Below are 14,696 nucleotides of genomic sequence, written 5' to 3'. Positions count from 1 at the left end.
GGTTAACGCCGCGCGACGACTGCCTGAGGCACATCGTACGCCTTGAACGAAGCCCAATGCCGCTCGATGTCCGCGCGAAACAGACCGCGCGTCAACCCATGCACCAGCTTCGGCACCGCCGTGGTCATCGCGTTGATCGACGAACCCGAAGCACCGAAGCTCATGGTGGAGGCAATCGCGAAGACATGAATGTTGGCGGTCCACGGTGTTTCACCGGCGACGCGCTCCATCAGCGCGTAGTCATCAGCGAGATAGGGAAAACGCCCAAGCCGCGGGCTGCGCTCGTTCGGCGGCGGCTGGTAACGGTCGGCCCATACAGCAATGTTGGCGGCGCAGTTTCGCAGTTCGGGCCGGCTCGCAAAATTCATGTCGATCCCTGTGCCGCAAATCACGAAATCCGCGGCGAACACACCCCTTGGCGTCTGCAATTCGACGCCACGAGCCGTTTCACTGGCGGCTTCGATCGGCGCACCCTCTTGCAGATAAAAATTGGGATGGCGGCCACAGCGATCGTAGGTCGCCTGCGGAAAGCCTTCCCGCATCTCCAGAACGGCGCGCATGAAGCGCCAGCGCCAGGCATCGTCGAGATCACAGAAGTGACGCAGGAAGCCGCGGAAGGTGAGCCAACGGTAGGGCTGGATCACCTGAATCTCCGCCCTGCGGCAAAGCAGATGAACTTCGGCCGCGCCTGCCTCCAGTGCGGCTGCGGCATTGTCGAAGGCAGAGGCGCCGGCGCCGATCACGGCAACCCGTTTGCCGCGCAAGGACACGAAGTCGATCGGCTGCGCCGCATGCACGCAAAGCGACGGCGGCAGATGGCGCACCGGCTCCGGCACGGTCCAGTGGCCCATGCCTTCCTGCCCTGTCGCCAGCACGATCTTGCGCGCAAGGACGATGTCGACGCCATCAGCAGTCTGCACCTTGGCCGCGAGCAATCCGCCAGCCGCGGGCGATATCTCGATGACCTCGCAACCATTGCGCACCGGCAGGTCCAGGATGCGCCTGAACCAGAGCAGATATTCTGCCCAAAGCTCGCGCGAAATCAGGTCGAGATTTTGCCAATCCTCCTCGCCGAAGCGCGCCTCGTGCCAGGATTGGTAGGTCAGGCTGGGAATATCAAGATCGGGCCCGGTGAAATGCTTCGGACTGCGCAGCGTATGCATGCGGGCATAGGTGAGCCACGGTCCTTCCCGCCCCTCCTCGGCCTTGTCGAGCACAAGGATATTGGTCACTTGCGAGCGCATCAGCCCAAACGCCGTCGCAAGACCCGATTGCCCGGCGCCCACCACGAGCACGTCCAGTGCCGGACTGCCGTCCGGCCCGAGCCTGGGCGTAAGCCACGCGGCATTCGGATGCGCGATCTTGGCAAGATCGGCGCGAACCTGGGCTTCGAGAGCGATAAGACGGCTGTTCATGCCGCGAGCCAACCGCCGTCGACCACCATCACGGTGCCGGTCGTAAAGGAAGACGCATCGCTGGCAAGATGGAGCGCGGCCTCGGCCACCTCCTCGGCTTTGCCAAACCGTTTCATGGCATGGCGGCTGCGCGACGCTTCGCGCACCGGCTCGGGATCGGCATGACGGGCAAAACTGCGCCGCAACATCGGTGTGTCGATGGCGCCGGGCGCGATCGCATTGACGCGGATGCCGTCGGTCGCGAAATCGAGCGCCATCGTCCGCGTCAGGCTGATGATCGCTCCCTTCGCAGCGATATAGGCGCTGTTGCCCTTGCCGCCGGCGATCGCAAGCTGCGATGCCAGCGTGATGATCGAGCCGCTGCCCTGCCGCTGCATCTCGGGCACCGCCGCGCGCGACCAAAGCCAGGTGCCGCCGACATTGGTGCGAAACACCGCGTCCCAATCGGCGGGATCGGTGGTCAGCACCGTACCGCCGCAGGAAAAACCTGCAGCGGCCATCAGCACATCGAGGCGGCCGCGCCGCGCCATGACATCGGCCACGGTATCTTTCGCGAAATCGGCCTCGCTGACATCGCCGACATGCATCGACGCTTCGCCCTTCACGCCGTCGATCGCCGCCAGCGTCTCCTGCAAGCCTGCACGGTCACGATCGACCAGCGCAACAAAGGCGCCTTCCTTCGCGAAAAGCGCTGCGCTGGCCCGGCCGATGCCGGAGCCGGCGCCGGTCACGATCGCGGTCCGTCCTGCCAATCTCATGTTAGATTCCCCCTCGACGCTCGCTCCACCAACGGCTCAGATCGGCCGCGGAATCGGCGCAGCCGAACCGCGCGCGCCAGCCGAACTCTTCTGCCAGGCGCGCCACCGAGAGCGGTGCCCGGTCGGCTGGACTATGCAGGTCGATCGTTGCCACCTCACCGGCATCAGTCAGCCGACAAATCAAGCCGGGATGCAACGCAGCCAACTCCTGCCCCCATTGCAACGCCGACCATTCCACGCCGGTTGAAACGTTATAGAGCTGATATTTCGGCTTCGCGGCCTCGATCAGCAATGTCACGGCTTCCGCGAGATCCACGGCATAGATCCAGTCCCTGACGCCCGGGCGCGATAGAACGGCCTCGTACTCCTCATGCATCGCAGCCAAAATCTGCGCCTGCGGGCTTGGCGTGTCGCGCACGTCGTTGCTCCGCTCCCACGGCCCGAACGCGGCGCTCAGCCGCACGCTGATGATCTCGCGTTGCCAGAGACCGGCCAGACGCGCCGCAACCTTCTCCGAAGCGAATTTGGTGATGGCATAGAGCGAAGCCGGATCGCAGGGCGTTTCTTCATCGAGCAGCACGTTCCGGAATGCGCTCGCGCCGTAGGCTGCCGCGGACGACAGATTGATGATGCGTCTCACGCCGCTGCTTCGCGCTGCAATCAGGATCGGCGTCTGAGCCAGCAGGTTTACCCGCAAGATGGTCTCGGGATCGCTCGCCTCGCGCGCCGGTCCGGCTGTGATCGCGGCTCCCAGGACGATGGCCTCATACCCCGCGGCGATCACCTGTTCCACGGCTCTATCATCCCTGATATCGCCCTGGATAGCCGTCAGCCGATCGCCATGGGAGGCAAGATACTTCCGTGCGTCAGGGGGCAAGCCCGCGCGGTCGAACAACGTCACCGCATGACCGCGCGCCAGCAGTGCCGAGGCGATATTGAGCCCGACGAAACCGGTGCCGCCGAAAATGAGGATTCTCATCGCTCAATCCGACATTGCGGCGGATGGATCACAGCAGGGTCGCGCCAAAGTTCTGCTCGGGATCCATGTCCGGCATCAGGCGCCCGGTCGGCTTCGCCGCCTCGCCTCCGGTTCGCGGAAGGAAGCGGCCCGAGCCTGCTTCGACCGAACGTTTGCCGTCTGCCACGATGATGCGCCCGCGCGATAGCACCGTGACCGGCCAGCCGCGCAGCTTGCGGCCGGCAAACGGCGTGTAACCGGCGAGGTCGTGCATCATCGCGTCGCTCAGCGTGACCTCTCGCGCTGGGTCCCAGATCGCGATATCGGCATCGGCGCCAACCGCGATCGAGCCCTTGCGCGGATGCAAATTGTAGATCTTTGCTGGTGAGGTCGCGGTCAGTTCGACGAATTTTTCGAGGCCCAATCGGCCCTTCGAAACCATCGCGTCGAACAGCAGCGGCAAGCGGACTTCGAGGCCCGGCAAACCATTCGCCACTTGCTTGAAATTGGGATTGGGGCCGGCGCGCAGTTTACCTGATACGTCGAACCGGTACGGCGCGTGGTCGGATGAAACGGTCTGGAGATCGCCAAGCGCCAGCGCCTGCCACAGCGCTTCCTGGTCGGCAGCGCGGCGCGGCGGCGGGCTGCACATCCATTTGGTGCCTTCCACGCCGGGCTTGTCGAGATCATCGGCGGTGAGAAAAAGATATTGCGGGCAGGTCTCTGCGAACACTTTCAGCCCCTGCCCGCGGGCATCGCGGATCACCTTGGCGCCTTCGGCCGTCGACACGTGAAAGATCATGATCGGCTGGTCGATTAATGCCGCCATGCCGATCAGCCGGGTGAAGGCCTCCGCTTCGGAGACGCGAGCATGGCTGATGGCGTGATATTTTGGATCGGTATAGCCGCGCGCCAGCAGCCGCTTCACCATCCAGGAGATGATGCCGTGGTTCTCGGCATGCGCACAGAGCATCGCGCCGCCGTCGCGCGCCGCAAGCAAGATGTCGAGAAGCGGTTCGTCGTCGATTTTCAGGCGGTCATAGGTCATGAAGATCTTGATCGAGCCATGGCCCTGCTTGATCAGCGCGGGCAGATCCACTTCCAGCGTTTCCCTGGTCGGATCGGCGATGATCATGTGAAAGGCATAATCAATGACGGCGCCCTTTCTCGCGAGCGCGTGATACTCCTCCAACACCTGGGGCAGCTTCATGCCGACATGCTGGGCCGCGAACGGGATCACGGTGGTGGTGCCGCCGAAGGCCGCCGAGACGGTCGCGCTCTCGAACGTATCGGCGTTCACGATGCCTGCAGCCGAAAGCTGCTCGATATGGGCGTGACTGTCGACGCCGCCGGGCAGCACCAGCTTGCCTCGCGCGTCGATCTCCCGCCGAGCGCCCGGCAGGCCGCGGCCGATGGCGGCGATCGTCTCACCGGAAATGGCGACGTCGGCCTCGAACACGTCACTTACAGTCGCGACGCGTCCGCCGCGAATGAGAAGGTCATAGGCGGGCTCGGTCATGGCAAACTCCTCAACTATTGAGTCCTGAATCCTAAGTCCTGCATTCACCGGATGAAAGCACAGATCGTGCCGTTACCCTCCCTTGCGCTTTCGCGGCAGACAGTGGACCATGCATCGCTGGATGGCATGGTCATTGCTTCCATTGCCGTCTTGTTGCGCGCCAGTCTCGCCGTATCGACCGACGCGTCATACCGCAGGAAAATGCCATGTCCCGGCCACGGATACTCGTCATCAACCCCAACTCCAACCAGCTCGTGACGCAGGGGCTGGCGCAAGCCTTAAAGCCGCTCGACTTTGAAGGCGGACCCGAGATCATCTGCGAAACGCTGACCGAGGGTCCCTACGGGATCGAGAGCCAGGCCGATGTCGATGGCGTTGCGATGCCGCTGCGCCGCCTCGTCGAAGGCGACAACCATTCTGCCGCCTTCGTCATTGCCTGCTACAGCGATCCGGGCCTGCATGTCTGCCGCGAAGCAACCGACCGACCCGTGTTCGGTATCGCCGAATGCGGCGTGCTGACAGCGCTGGCGCGCGCTGAAACCTTCGGCGTCATTGCGATCGCGCAGCGTTCGATTCGCCGCCATGTCCGTTACCTCAGGCAGATGGGCCTGACGGATCGCCTGACCAGGGAGCGGCCGCTCAACATGAGCGTGGCGGAGACCGCGTCGGGCGAAGGCACGCTCGCAAAGATGATCGAGGTCGGACGCGCACTCAAGGACGAAGACGGATCCGGCGCCATCGTGATGGGCTGTGCCGGCATGGCGCGTCACCGCCGGCCGCTGGAACAGGCGCTCGGGATTCCCGTGATCGATCCGACCCAGGCGGCCGTGACCATGGCGCTGGGCACGGTGCAGTTCTCGCATCACTGACTTTGGTCGGACGTTTCGTCCGGAGGCGGCACCGCGCCGGTGCGGCCGGTAATCAGGCCGTAATGCTCGATGCGGCGGTGGCGCGCAAAATTGAAGATCGTGTTCTTGCCGAAGACGGTAGCGTCGAGATCGCATGGGTGAACCAGGAGCTCGTCCTCCTCGGTCTTGGCCTCGACGACGATCTCGCCGTCCGGATCGACAATCAGGCTGCCGCCGATCAGGGGATGGCCGTCCTCGACGCCGGCCTTTGCAACGCATACGACCCAGGTCGAGTTCTGGTAGGCGCCGGCCTGCGCGGAGAGCCGGTTGTGGAACAAACGCTTCTCGGGCCCCTCCTCGGGCTTCTCGGCATTGACCGAGGGCGTGTTGTAACCGATCAGCACCATCTCGACGCCTTGCAGGGCCATCACGCGATAGGTCTCCGGCCAGCGCCGATCATTGCAGACGGCCATGCCGAAGATGCCGCCGAGCGCGCGCCAGACGTTGAACCCGAGATCGCCCGGCTCGAAGTAGCGCTTCTCCAGATGCTGGAACGCGCGTTTCGTGTCGAACTCCGAATGCCCGGGCAGATGAACCTTGCGGTACTTGCCGACAATTTTTCCGGATTTGTCGGTGAGGATGCAGGTGTTGAAATGATGCCCGTCCGGCGTCAGTTCGGCATAGCCAAAATTCATTGCGATCTTGTGATGCGCGGCCCGCTCGAACAGCGGCCTTGTCGCCGCATTCGGCATCTCGCGTTCGAACCATTTGTCGACCTCGGCCTGATCTTCCATGTACCAGCGCGGAAAGAACGTGGTGAGTGCGAGCTCCGGATAGACGATCAGATCAGCGCCCCTCGCCTTGGCTTCATCCATCAGCGCGACCATGCGCTTGACGACAGCTTCGCGGCTGTCGGCTTTCTGGATCGGACCCAACTGGGCGGCGGCAACATTGATGACGCGCATGGATAACTTTCCGGATGCTTCCATTTGAGGCGGCGCTTGCATGAAAATAAAGCAGTGTGAGGAGCTCGGATTCTTACCGGCTCAACCGAAGTCAGCAGTTAAAATTTTGGTTCACACGAAGTCAATTCCGGAGACAGTTCGCGTGACGCACGTCAGTTCTGCGTTTCTGCTCGCCACCCGCGGGCGGCAGTTCTGATGCGGCGACGATCGCCTGCACAACGAAACGACGGGTTGTCGAGCGTGCCCGATCGCACACGTCAGGCGCGCGACGAAGGTGGCCCCCGCGTCTTGATCTCGTTTCAGCTATCACCCACGGCGGCGCCAGACCCTTCAGCCCCCCTCTGCGCTGAAGGGTTAACGGCCGAAATGGCCCCACGGTGCCGCGTTCAAATCGCCGTTGTGCTCGCTCGAAATCTGATTATACTACTGTCTCAGCCGCAACCGCTGCTGAGATTTAATTATTGGTGACAAGGCCCGTCTGTTTAGGCGGGCCGTCGCCGTTTCAGGGTTCGTGGCGATGACTCGTTCCAATCGGATTGATCATATTCGCATTACGTCGCACCCGGCACCGGGTGCCAAGCTTAAATTTCCGATCGCCTGGGGCGCACCCAGCGCACGCGAACGCGGGCCGGTAATTGGCACGGTGTCACGCCCGGCGGACCGCAACGTGATCGGTACGCATGGCGGCTCCTATTCGGTCTACCGCGCGCTCGCCGTCTCGTCCGGCGCACTCGACCCGCTCAGGCGCCCGGATCTGACCAATACCCACCCTGCCGAGACGATCGGACCGTTTCCGCAATGGACCGAGCCGCAGCGGATCGTCTCGCTCGATCCATGGGGACATCTCGCCGCGGAAGACTTCGCGAGCGAGATCGCCGAAGGCATCGATATCCGTCCAAGCATTGCCATCACGCGCGCCCGACTTGATCTGCCTGAACTGCAAGCCGCGGTCGAAGCCGGACGGCTCAAGCAGGATGGCGAGGTCGTGCACAAGAGTGGCAGCGTCTCCGTGGTCAAGATTGCGATCGATCCGGTCTGGCATCTGCCCGGCCTGGCGGCGCGCTTCGCCACCACCGAGAACAATCTGCGCCGGCAACTGTTCGAGCAGACCGCAGGCATGTTTCCGGAACTGGTGACACGGCCCGACCTGCAGGTCTTTCTGCCGCCGATCGGCGGCACGACAGCCTATCTGTTCGGCGACGTTACCAAGCTGCCGGACCACTCCACCAGGATAACCTGCCGAGTGCATGACGAATGCAACGGCTCCGACGTGTTCGGTTCTGATATCTGCACCTGCCGTCCGTACCTGATTCACGGCATCGAGGAATGTGCGCGCGCAGGCCAGGGCGGCGGGCTCGGCATCATCATCTACAATCGCAAGGAAGGCCGCGCGCTCGGCGAGGTCACCAAATTTCTGGTCTATAACGCCCGCAAGCGCCAGGAAGGCGGCGATGCCGCGGCCCAGTATTTCGAGCGCACCGAATGTGTCGCCGGCGTGCAGGACGCCCGATTCCAGCAGCTTATGCCGGATGTCGTGCACTGGCTCGGCCTGAAGCGTATCGACCGCTTCGTTTCCATGAGCGACATGAAGCACGATGCGCTGACCGGTCAGGGTATCGAAATCATCGAGCGCGTTCCGATTCCCGATGATCTTGTGCCTGCCGACGCGCATGTGGAAATCGCCGCAAAGAAGGCCGCGGGTTACTACACGCCCGAACCGCTGCAGGAGGACTTGATCAACTCGGTCGGCCGTCCGCTCGAAAAATATTGAGAGAGGCGGCGGCCGTGCCCCTTGCAAATCCGGAGACGTCAGCGGCTTTGACGCTGTTAAGCGCAAAGGCGGTCCGCGAGCGCGCGCACCGCATGCTCGCGATCGGCCTCGAAGGCAAGCTTCCGAACTTCCGCATCGATCTCGATCGAATGGACGGCGCCATCGATCTGGTGCTGGAAACGACGCGCAAGGCTTATCCGTCGTTCGACGTGCCGTTTCATTCGCGCTGGCGGCACTTCGTCACCGACGGGGATAATCGATGGGCTGCTGTTGCCGACCGGACCGATTGGCCCGATCGCGCGGCCCGCGCCCGGGCTGAACTCGACCTGGCCATCGTCAGCGTCTTCCTCGATGCCGGCGCCGGTCCATCGTGGCGCTACCACGATCCGAAAACCGGATCAGCCATCGGCCGCTCGGAAGGATTGGGGCTGGCGAGCCTTGCGATGTTTACGGGCGGCGCATTCTCGTCTGCGCCCCTTGAGCCCTTGCGCGTCGATGCCGATGCGCTCGCGAATCTTGCCGTTGCCGACCTCGAGCGCGGCATGCAGGTCTCGGATGTCAATCCGCTGGTCGGGATGGACGGACGCGCCGACCTGTTGCGTGGCCTGGGCCGGCTGGTGGCCTCGAAACCGGAAATATTCGGCAGCCGCGACTCGCCGCGGCCCGGCGGCCTGTTCGACCGGCTCGCGATGCTGGCAGACGATGGAAAGCTGCCCGCGCCGACGATCTTAGCGGAATTGCTGCAACAACTCGGGCCGATCTGGCCATCGCGGCTGACGCTAGGCGGAATCGCGCTCGGCGACTGCTGGCAGCATCCGGCGCTGACGACCGCGGATGCGACCAATGGCCTGGTGCCGCTGCACAAGCTCTCGCAATGGCTGGCCTATTCGCTCATCGAGCCGCTGCAAACATCCGGCATCAGCGTGACCGATATCGATGGCCTGACCGGCCTTGCCGAATATCGCAATGGCGGGCTGTTTATCGATACCGGCGTGCTGGCGTTTCGCGAAGCAGAGGCTGTGCAGCAAGAACACGAGGTATCGTCACCACTTGTCGTCGAATGGCGAGCGCTGACGGTGGCGCTGCTCGACCGCGTTGCTGATGGTCTGCGGCACCGGCTTGGTCGCGATGCCACATCGATGCCGCTGGCGAAAATTCTCGAGGGCGGCACGTGGGCTGCGGGCCGACGGCTGGCACGCGAACGCCGCGCCAACGCATCACCTCCGGTGAAGGTCGTCAGCGACGGCACGGTTTTCTAGATCCGAGGTCAGAGAAAATGGATGGCGTTACGATCGTTAGTCACCCGCTGGTGCAGCACAAGCTGACGCTTTTGCGGAAGAAAGAGATTTCAACCAAGTCGTTTCGCGAACTCCTCAAGGAGATCGGGATGCTGCTTTGTTACGAGGTCACCCGTGACCTGCCGCTGGCCGATATCGAAATCGAAACGCCGCTTGCGCATATGAAGTCGCCGCAGATCGCGGGCAAGAAACTGGTGTTCGCGCCGGTGCTGCGTGCCGGCGTAACCTTCGCGGACGGCATGCTCGATCTGGTGCCGACCGCGCGGATCGCGCATATCGGCCTTTACCGCGAACCGGAAACCTTCACGGCGGTGGAATATTTCTTCAAGGCGCCGAGCGATCTGCACGAGCGGCTGGTGATCGTGATCTCGCCGGTACTGGCAACGGCGAACTCCGCCGTTGCCGCAGTCGACCGGCTAAAGGAGCGCGGGGCGAACGACATTCGATTGGTCTGCCTGATCGGCGCGCCGGAAGGCGTTGAGCGGATGCGTGGCATTCATCCTGATGTTCCGATCTGGCTCGCGGCGATCGACCAGGGGCTGGACGCCAACGCCTACATTGTGCCGGGTCTCGGCGACGCCGGCGACCGCACCTACGGCACGAAGTAGGTTGGCGCGCTACAGCGCCAGACTGGGCAGATCGAGGCCGTTGGCCCGGGCGCACTCGACCGCAGTTTCGTAGCCCGCGTCGGCATGACGCATGACCCCTGTCGCCGGATCGTTCCAAAGCACCCGCTCGATGCGGCGCGCAGCCTCCGGCGTTCCGTCGGCGACAATCACCATGCCGGCGTGCTGCGAATAGCCGATCCCGACGCCTCCGCCGTGATGCAGCGAAACCCACGTCGCCCCGCTGGCACAGTTGATCAGCGCATTGAGCAGTGGCCAGTCGGACACCGCATCCGAACCATCGCGCATCGCTTCGGTTTCGCGGTTCGGGCTCGCAACCGAGCCGCTGTCAAGATGATCGCGACCAATGACGATCGGCGCCTTAAGTTCGCCGCTCGCCACCATTTCATTGAACGCCAGGCCCAGCCGGTGGCGATCGCCAAGGCCGACCCAGCAGATCCGCGCCGGCAGTCCCTGGAACTTGATCCGCGCCTTCGCCATGTCGAGCCAATTGTGAAGATGCTTGTCGTCCGGCATCAGCTCCTTGACCTTGGCGTCGGTGCGGAAAATGTCTTCGGGATCCCCTGAGAGCGCCGCCCACCGGAATGGTCCGACACCGCGGCAGAACAGTGGACGGATGTAGGCCGGAACGAAGCCTGGGAAGTCGAACGCGTTTTTCAATCCCATGTCCTTCGCCATCTGGCGAATGTTGTTGCCATAGTCGAGCGTGGGAATGCCTTGGGCGTGGAAATCCAGCATGGCCTGGACGTGGCCGACCATGGAGGTCTTGGCCGCGACTTCAACCGCTTTCGGATCGGCGTTGCGTCTTAACTCCCACTCCGCGAGCGTCCATCCCTTCGGCAGGTAACCGTTGATTGGATCGTGCGCGCTGGTCTGGTCGGTGACAATGTCCGGCCTGACGCCGCGGCGCACCAGCTCGGGAAAAATATCCGCGGCATTGCCGAGCAGGCCGACCGAGACGGGTTTCCTATCCTGCGCCGCCTGCGCCATGATCGCGAGCGCCTCATCCAGCGTACTTGCCTGCCGGTCGAGATAGCCGGTGCGCAGCCGCATCTCGATGCGGCTCGGCTGACACTCGATCGCAAGCATCGACGCTCCGGCCATCGTCGCAGCAAGGGGCTGGGCGCCACCCATGCCGCCGAGACCCGCGGTCAGGATCCACTTGCCCGCGAGGCTTCCGCCGTAATGACGCCGCCCCACTTCGACGAACGTTTCATACGTCCCCTGCACGATGCCCTGGCTGCCGATGTAGATCCATGATCCGGCCGTCATCTGCCCGAACATCATCAACCCCTGCTTGTCCAGTTCGTTGAAGTGATCGAGCGTCGCCCAATGCGGCACCAGGTTCGAATTTGCGATCAGCACGCGCGGCGCATCGGGATGGGTGCGGAAAATTCCGACCGGCTTGCCTGACTGCACGACCAGCGTCTGGTCGGCCTCGAGCTTGCGCAATGAGGCAACGATCCGGTCAAAGCTGTCCCAGTCGCGGGCTGCGCGGCCAATTCCGCCATAGACGACAAGCTCGCTCGGCCGTTCGGCAACATCGGGATCGAGATTATTCATCAGCATCCGGAGCGGCGCTTCCGTCAACCAGCTCTTGGCGCTGATCTCGGATCCGCGGGGCGCGCGGATCGTACGGTCGTTGTCCAGTCGGCGGTTCATGACAGGTGACCTCTCTCGGCAAGTCTTGTCTCGGTAAGTCTTGTCTCAGCAAGTCTTGTCTCGGCAAGTCTTGGAAACGGGTTTTTCTTGAGCACCGAAATCGCCGCAGCCGGCAACGTGCCGGCTGCGACCAGCGCCGTGGCCTTTGCGATATCGTCGGCCATATAGCGATCGCCACCCAGCGCAGGCACCTGCTCGCGCAACACGGCAATGACCGTCGCAAGCGCAGGGCTGGTCGTATGCGGCGCGCGCAACCCGATGCCTTGCGCCGCAACCAGCAGCTCGATGCCGAGAATGGCGGCAAGGTTGTCCGCCATATCAGACAAGCGGCGCGCCGCGTGCGCGGCCATCGACACGTGATCTTCCTGGTTGGCACTGGTCGGCGTCGAATCGATCGAGCAGGCCGCGGCGCGTTGCTTGTTCTCGGCATAGAGGGCTGCCGCCGTCACCTCCGCAATCATGAAGCCGGAGTTGAGGCCGGGATCAGGCGTCAGGAACGGCGGCAGGCCAAAATTCAGCGCGGGGTCGACGAGGGTAGCAATGCGCCGCTCGCTGATCGCGCCGATCTCTGACAACGCCAATGCGATCTGGTCGGCAGCGAATGCGACCGGCTCGGCGTGAAAATTTCCACCCGAAACGATCTCGCCGCTCTCGACCAGCACCAAGGGGTTATCCGTGACGGCGTTGGCCTCGATGGTCAGTGTGCGGGCGGCTTGCATCAACAGGTCGAGCGCGGCGCCGGCCACCTGCGGCTGACAGCGCAGGCAATAGGGATCCTGCACGCGCTCGTCGCCTTCGAGATGCGACATGCGGATGTCGCTGCCTTCCAGCAACGCCGTCAGGGCGACGCCGGCCGCGACTTGTCCATCATGCCCCCGCAGTTGCTGGATCTCCGGGCGGAACGGGGCTGTCGAAGCCATGGCCGCGTCCACCGACAAGGCGCCTGTCACCAGCGTCGCGCAGAGAAGGCCATGGGCACGCAACAAGCCGGAAATGGCATAGGCCGTCGAAAACTGCGTACCGTTGATCAGTGCGAGGCCTTCCTTCGGCCCGAGGGTGACCGGCGCGAGACTGGCCGCGGCCAGTGCATCGCGGCCCGGCACAATTTTTCCGCCGACTAGCGCCTGCCCCTCGCCGATCATGACGGCGGTCATATGCGCTAGCGGTGCCAGATCACCGGATGCCCCGACCGATCCTTGCTGCGGCACCAGCGGACAAACGCCATGCACCAGCATGGCCTGGAGTTGTTCGATGATTTCGCGGCGAACGCCCGAAGCACCTCGCCCCAACGAGATGATCTTCAGCGCCATCATCAGACGTACGATCGGTTCGGGCGTCGGTTCCCCTACCCCGCAGCAATGCGACACAATGAGGTTGCGCTGCAGCAGCGCGGTCTGGTCGGGAGGAATTCGTTTCGACGCCAGTTTTCCGAACCCGGTATTGATACCGTAAACCGGCGCTTGCGCATCTGCTGCCTGCGCAACGATGGCCGATGCCGCCTCGACGCGCGGCCAGAACGTTGGATCGAGCACGACGGCCGCGCCGGCAAGCACCTGCGCCAGATCGTCGAGGTTGACCCTCCCGGGCGAAACAACGATGGATGTGTCCGGGCCGCTCATTGTCCCCTCCACACCCGGCGGTGCAGCGGGTTGAAGCCCATCCGGTAAATCAGCTCGGCGGGCCGGTCGATATCCCAGATCGCGAGATCGCAATATTTGCCGGCCTCGAGCGTGCCGGTCTCATCGAGAACACCCAGCGCACGCGCGCCTTCCCGCGTCACACCGGCGAGGCATTCGGCAACCGTCATCCGGAACAGCGTCGCGCCCATGTTCATGGCCAGCAGAACCGACGTCAGGGGCGAACTGCCGGGGTTGCAGTCGGTTGCGAGCGCCATGTTCACGCCGTGGGTACGGAACAGCTCGACCGGCGGCTTGGTCGTCTCGCGAATGAAATAGAATGCGCCCGGCAACAGCACGGCCACCGTGCCCGCCCGCGCCATCGCCGCGACGCCGGCCTCATCCGTGTGCTCCAGATGATCGGCAGACAAAGCGGAGAACTCCGAAGCAAGCGCGGCGCCGCCGAGGTTCGACAGCTGGTCCGCGTGCAATCTGACCGGCAGTCCGAGCGTCTTTGCCGCACGAAACACCCGCGCCGTTTGATCTGCCGAAAAAGCGATGCCTTCCATGAAGGCGTCGACTGCGTCTGCAAGGCCGGCCTGCGCCACCGCCGGGAGCATCTCGCGGCAAACAAGGTCGATGTATCGATCCTTGTCGCCATCGGCCTCTGGCGGCAGCGCGTGCGCGCCAAGAAAGGTCGTCCGGATGCTGACCGGCCGGTTGCGGCCCAGCGCGCGTGCAGCCGATAGCTGGCGCAGCTCGGTTTCCGTGTTGAGCCCGTAGCCGGATTTGATCTCGATCGTGGTCACGCCCTCGCCGATCAAGGCGTCGAGCCGCGGCAGCGCCCCGGCAACAAGTTCAGCCTCACTGGATGCCCGCGTCGCAGCGACCGTCGAGACAATGCCCCCGCCCGCGCGCGCGATCTCCTCGTAGCTTGCTCCCTGCAGCCGCAACTCGAACTCATGGGCGCGGTTTCCGCCGAAAACCAAATGGGTATGACAATCGATCAGTCCGGGCGTGATCCACCGCCCGCCGCAATCGATCCGTTCGGCCGCATCGGCGTCAGATGGAAAGTCGAGACCGCTGCCGGCAAAGGCGATGCGGCCATCCCGCGCGGCTATCACGCCACGCTCAATCACGCCGAGGTCGGGCAGATCACCCCGAACGGTGGCGAGCCGGGCATTGTGCCAGATTCGATCGAAGCGCTCGGCCATGCAGCATTTCCCTCAAGGGCAGAAACTTGACGGGGGTATCAATATG

At 63.7% G+C, this 14,696-nt stretch carries 11 protein-coding genes and 1 pseudogene; 4 read left to right on the top strand and 8 right to left on the bottom strand.

From position 1 onward, the window contains the following. Positions 1-2: 2 nt before the first annotated feature. From GWE18_RS02120 to hydA, 4 genes are read right to left on the bottom strand one after another with little or no spacing between them, the layout of a single operon-like run. Complete coding sequence (locus GWE18_RS02120; RefSeq protein WP_275184144.1) at positions 3-1,415, bottom strand: NAD(P)/FAD-dependent oxidoreductase; 1,413 nt, start codon at positions 1,413-1,415, stop codon at positions 3-5. After that, complete coding sequence (locus tag GWE18_RS02115; protein WP_275184143.1) at positions 1,412-2,173, bottom strand: SDR family oxidoreductase; 762 nt, start codon at positions 2,171-2,173, stop codon at positions 1,412-1,414. The genes GWE18_RS02120 and GWE18_RS02115 overlap by 4 nt, the downstream gene beginning before the upstream one ends. Before the next feature lies 1 nt (position 2,174). Continuing rightward, positions 2,175-3,152, bottom strand: a complete 978-nt coding sequence (locus GWE18_RS02110) for an NAD(P)-dependent oxidoreductase (RefSeq protein ID WP_275184142.1) — start codon at positions 3,150-3,152, stop codon at positions 2,175-2,177. A 28-nt stretch (positions 3,153-3,180) separates the two neighbouring features. Continuing rightward, the gene (gene hydA / locus GWE18_RS02105; protein ID WP_275184141.1) at positions 3,181-4,650 is read right to left on the bottom strand and encodes a dihydropyrimidinase; all 1,470 of its coding nucleotides are present in this window, start codon (positions 4,648-4,650) and stop codon (positions 3,181-3,183) included. Between the two features lie 206 nt (positions 4,651-4,856). Between hydA and GWE18_RS02100 the strand changes: the two genes are divergently transcribed. After that, positions 4,857-5,519: an aspartate/glutamate racemase family protein gene (locus tag GWE18_RS02100; RefSeq protein WP_275184140.1), complete on the top strand. Its 663-nt coding sequence runs from the start codon at positions 4,857-4,859 to the stop codon at positions 5,517-5,519. Here GWE18_RS02100 and GWE18_RS02095 read toward each other — a convergent pair. Continuing rightward, the gene (locus GWE18_RS02095) at positions 5,513-6,463 is read right to left on the bottom strand and encodes an N-carbamoyl-D-amino-acid hydrolase (protein ID WP_275184139.1); all 951 of its coding nucleotides are present in this window, start codon (positions 6,461-6,463) and stop codon (positions 5,513-5,515) included. The two genes, GWE18_RS02100 and GWE18_RS02095, sit on opposite strands and share 7 nt — an antisense overlap. Before the next feature lie 517 nt (positions 6,464-6,980). Here GWE18_RS02095 and GWE18_RS02090 point away from each other — a divergent pair. Genes GWE18_RS02090 through upp form a run of 3 tightly spaced genes read left to right on the top strand, consistent with a single transcriptional unit; the run spans position 6,981 to position 10,140 of the window. Then, complete coding sequence (locus tag GWE18_RS02090; protein ID WP_275184138.1) at positions 6,981-8,234, top strand: GTP cyclohydrolase II; 1,254 nt, start codon at positions 6,981-6,983, stop codon at positions 8,232-8,234. Positions 8,235-8,248: 14 nt separating this feature from the next. Then, positions 8,249-9,493: a URC4/urg3 family protein gene (locus tag GWE18_RS02085; protein ID WP_275184137.1), complete on the top strand. Its 1,245-nt coding sequence runs from the start codon at positions 8,249-8,251 to the stop codon at positions 9,491-9,493. A 17-nt stretch (positions 9,494-9,510) separates the two neighbouring features. Further along, positions 9,511-10,140 carry a uracil phosphoribosyltransferase gene (upp, locus tag GWE18_RS02080; protein ID WP_275184136.1) on the top strand — a complete coding sequence of 210 codons (630 nt, stop codon included), beginning with the start codon at positions 9,511-9,513 and terminating at the stop codon, positions 10,138-10,140. A gap of 9 nt (positions 10,141-10,149) precedes the next feature. On the opposite strand, the gene hutU is transcribed toward upp, so the two are convergent. The 3 genes and pseudogenes from hutU to hutI all read right to left on the bottom strand — a co-directional run bounded on the left by hutU (position 10,150) and on the right by hutI (position 14,650). Next, entirely contained in the window at positions 10,150-11,820 is a 1,671-nt protein-coding gene (hutU, locus tag GWE18_RS02075) for a urocanate hydratase (RefSeq protein WP_275184135.1), read from the bottom strand. Between the two features lie 65 nt (positions 11,821-11,885). Then, positions 11,886-13,439 (bottom strand): annotated as a pseudogene (hutH, locus tag GWE18_RS02070) (histidine ammonia-lyase); the annotation flags it as partial. Continuing rightward, positions 13,436-14,650: an imidazolonepropionase gene (gene hutI, locus GWE18_RS02065; protein WP_275184133.1), complete on the bottom strand. Its 1,215-nt coding sequence runs from the start codon at positions 14,648-14,650 to the stop codon at positions 13,436-13,438. The gene hutI and the pseudogene hutH, both read right to left, overlap by 4 nt. Between the last annotated feature and the right edge of the window lie 46 nt (positions 14,651-14,696).

Source organism: Bradyrhizobium sp. CSA112 (assembly GCF_029051645.1).
Classification (GTDB): domain Bacteria; phylum Pseudomonadota; class Alphaproteobacteria; order Rhizobiales; family Xanthobacteraceae; genus Bradyrhizobium.
The sequence above is the reverse complement of the archived record's forward strand: the minus strand, read 5'-3'. Positions and strand labels throughout refer to the sequence as shown.

Bases quoted from the DNA above. Each gene is read 5' to 3' on its own strand.
- GWE18_RS02120 (WP_275184144.1), bottom strand. From the start codon at position 1,415: ATGAACAGCCGTCTTATCGCTCTCGAAGCCCAGGTTCGCGCCGATCTT.
- GWE18_RS02115 (WP_275184143.1), bottom strand. From the start codon at position 2,173: ATGAGATTGGCAGGACGGACCGCGATCGTGACCGGCGCCGGCTCCGGC.
- GWE18_RS02110 (WP_275184142.1), bottom strand. From the start codon at position 3,152: ATGAGAATCCTCATTTTCGGCGGCACCGGTTTCGTCGGGCTCAATATC.
- hydA (WP_275184141.1), bottom strand. From the start codon at position 4,650: ATGACCGAGCCCGCCTATGACCTTCTCATTCGCGGCGGACGCGTCGCG.
- GWE18_RS02100 (WP_275184140.1), top strand. From the start codon at position 4,857: ATGTCCCGGCCACGGATACTCGTCATCAACCCCAACTCCAACCAGCTC.
- GWE18_RS02095 (WP_275184139.1), bottom strand. From the start codon at position 6,463: ATGCGCGTCATCAATGTTGCCGCCGCCCAGTTGGGTCCGATCCAGAAA.
- GWE18_RS02090 (WP_275184138.1), top strand. From the start codon at position 6,981: ATGACTCGTTCCAATCGGATTGATCATATTCGCATTACGTCGCACCCG.
- upp (WP_275184136.1), top strand. From the start codon at position 9,511: ATGGATGGCGTTACGATCGTTAGTCACCCGCTGGTGCAGCACAAGCTG.
- hutU (WP_275184135.1), bottom strand. From the start codon at position 11,820: ATGAACCGCCGACTGGACAACGACCGTACGATCCGCGCGCCCCGCGGA.
- hutI (WP_275184133.1), bottom strand. From the start codon at position 14,650: ATGGCCGAGCGCTTCGATCGAATCTGGCACAATGCCCGGCTCGCCACC.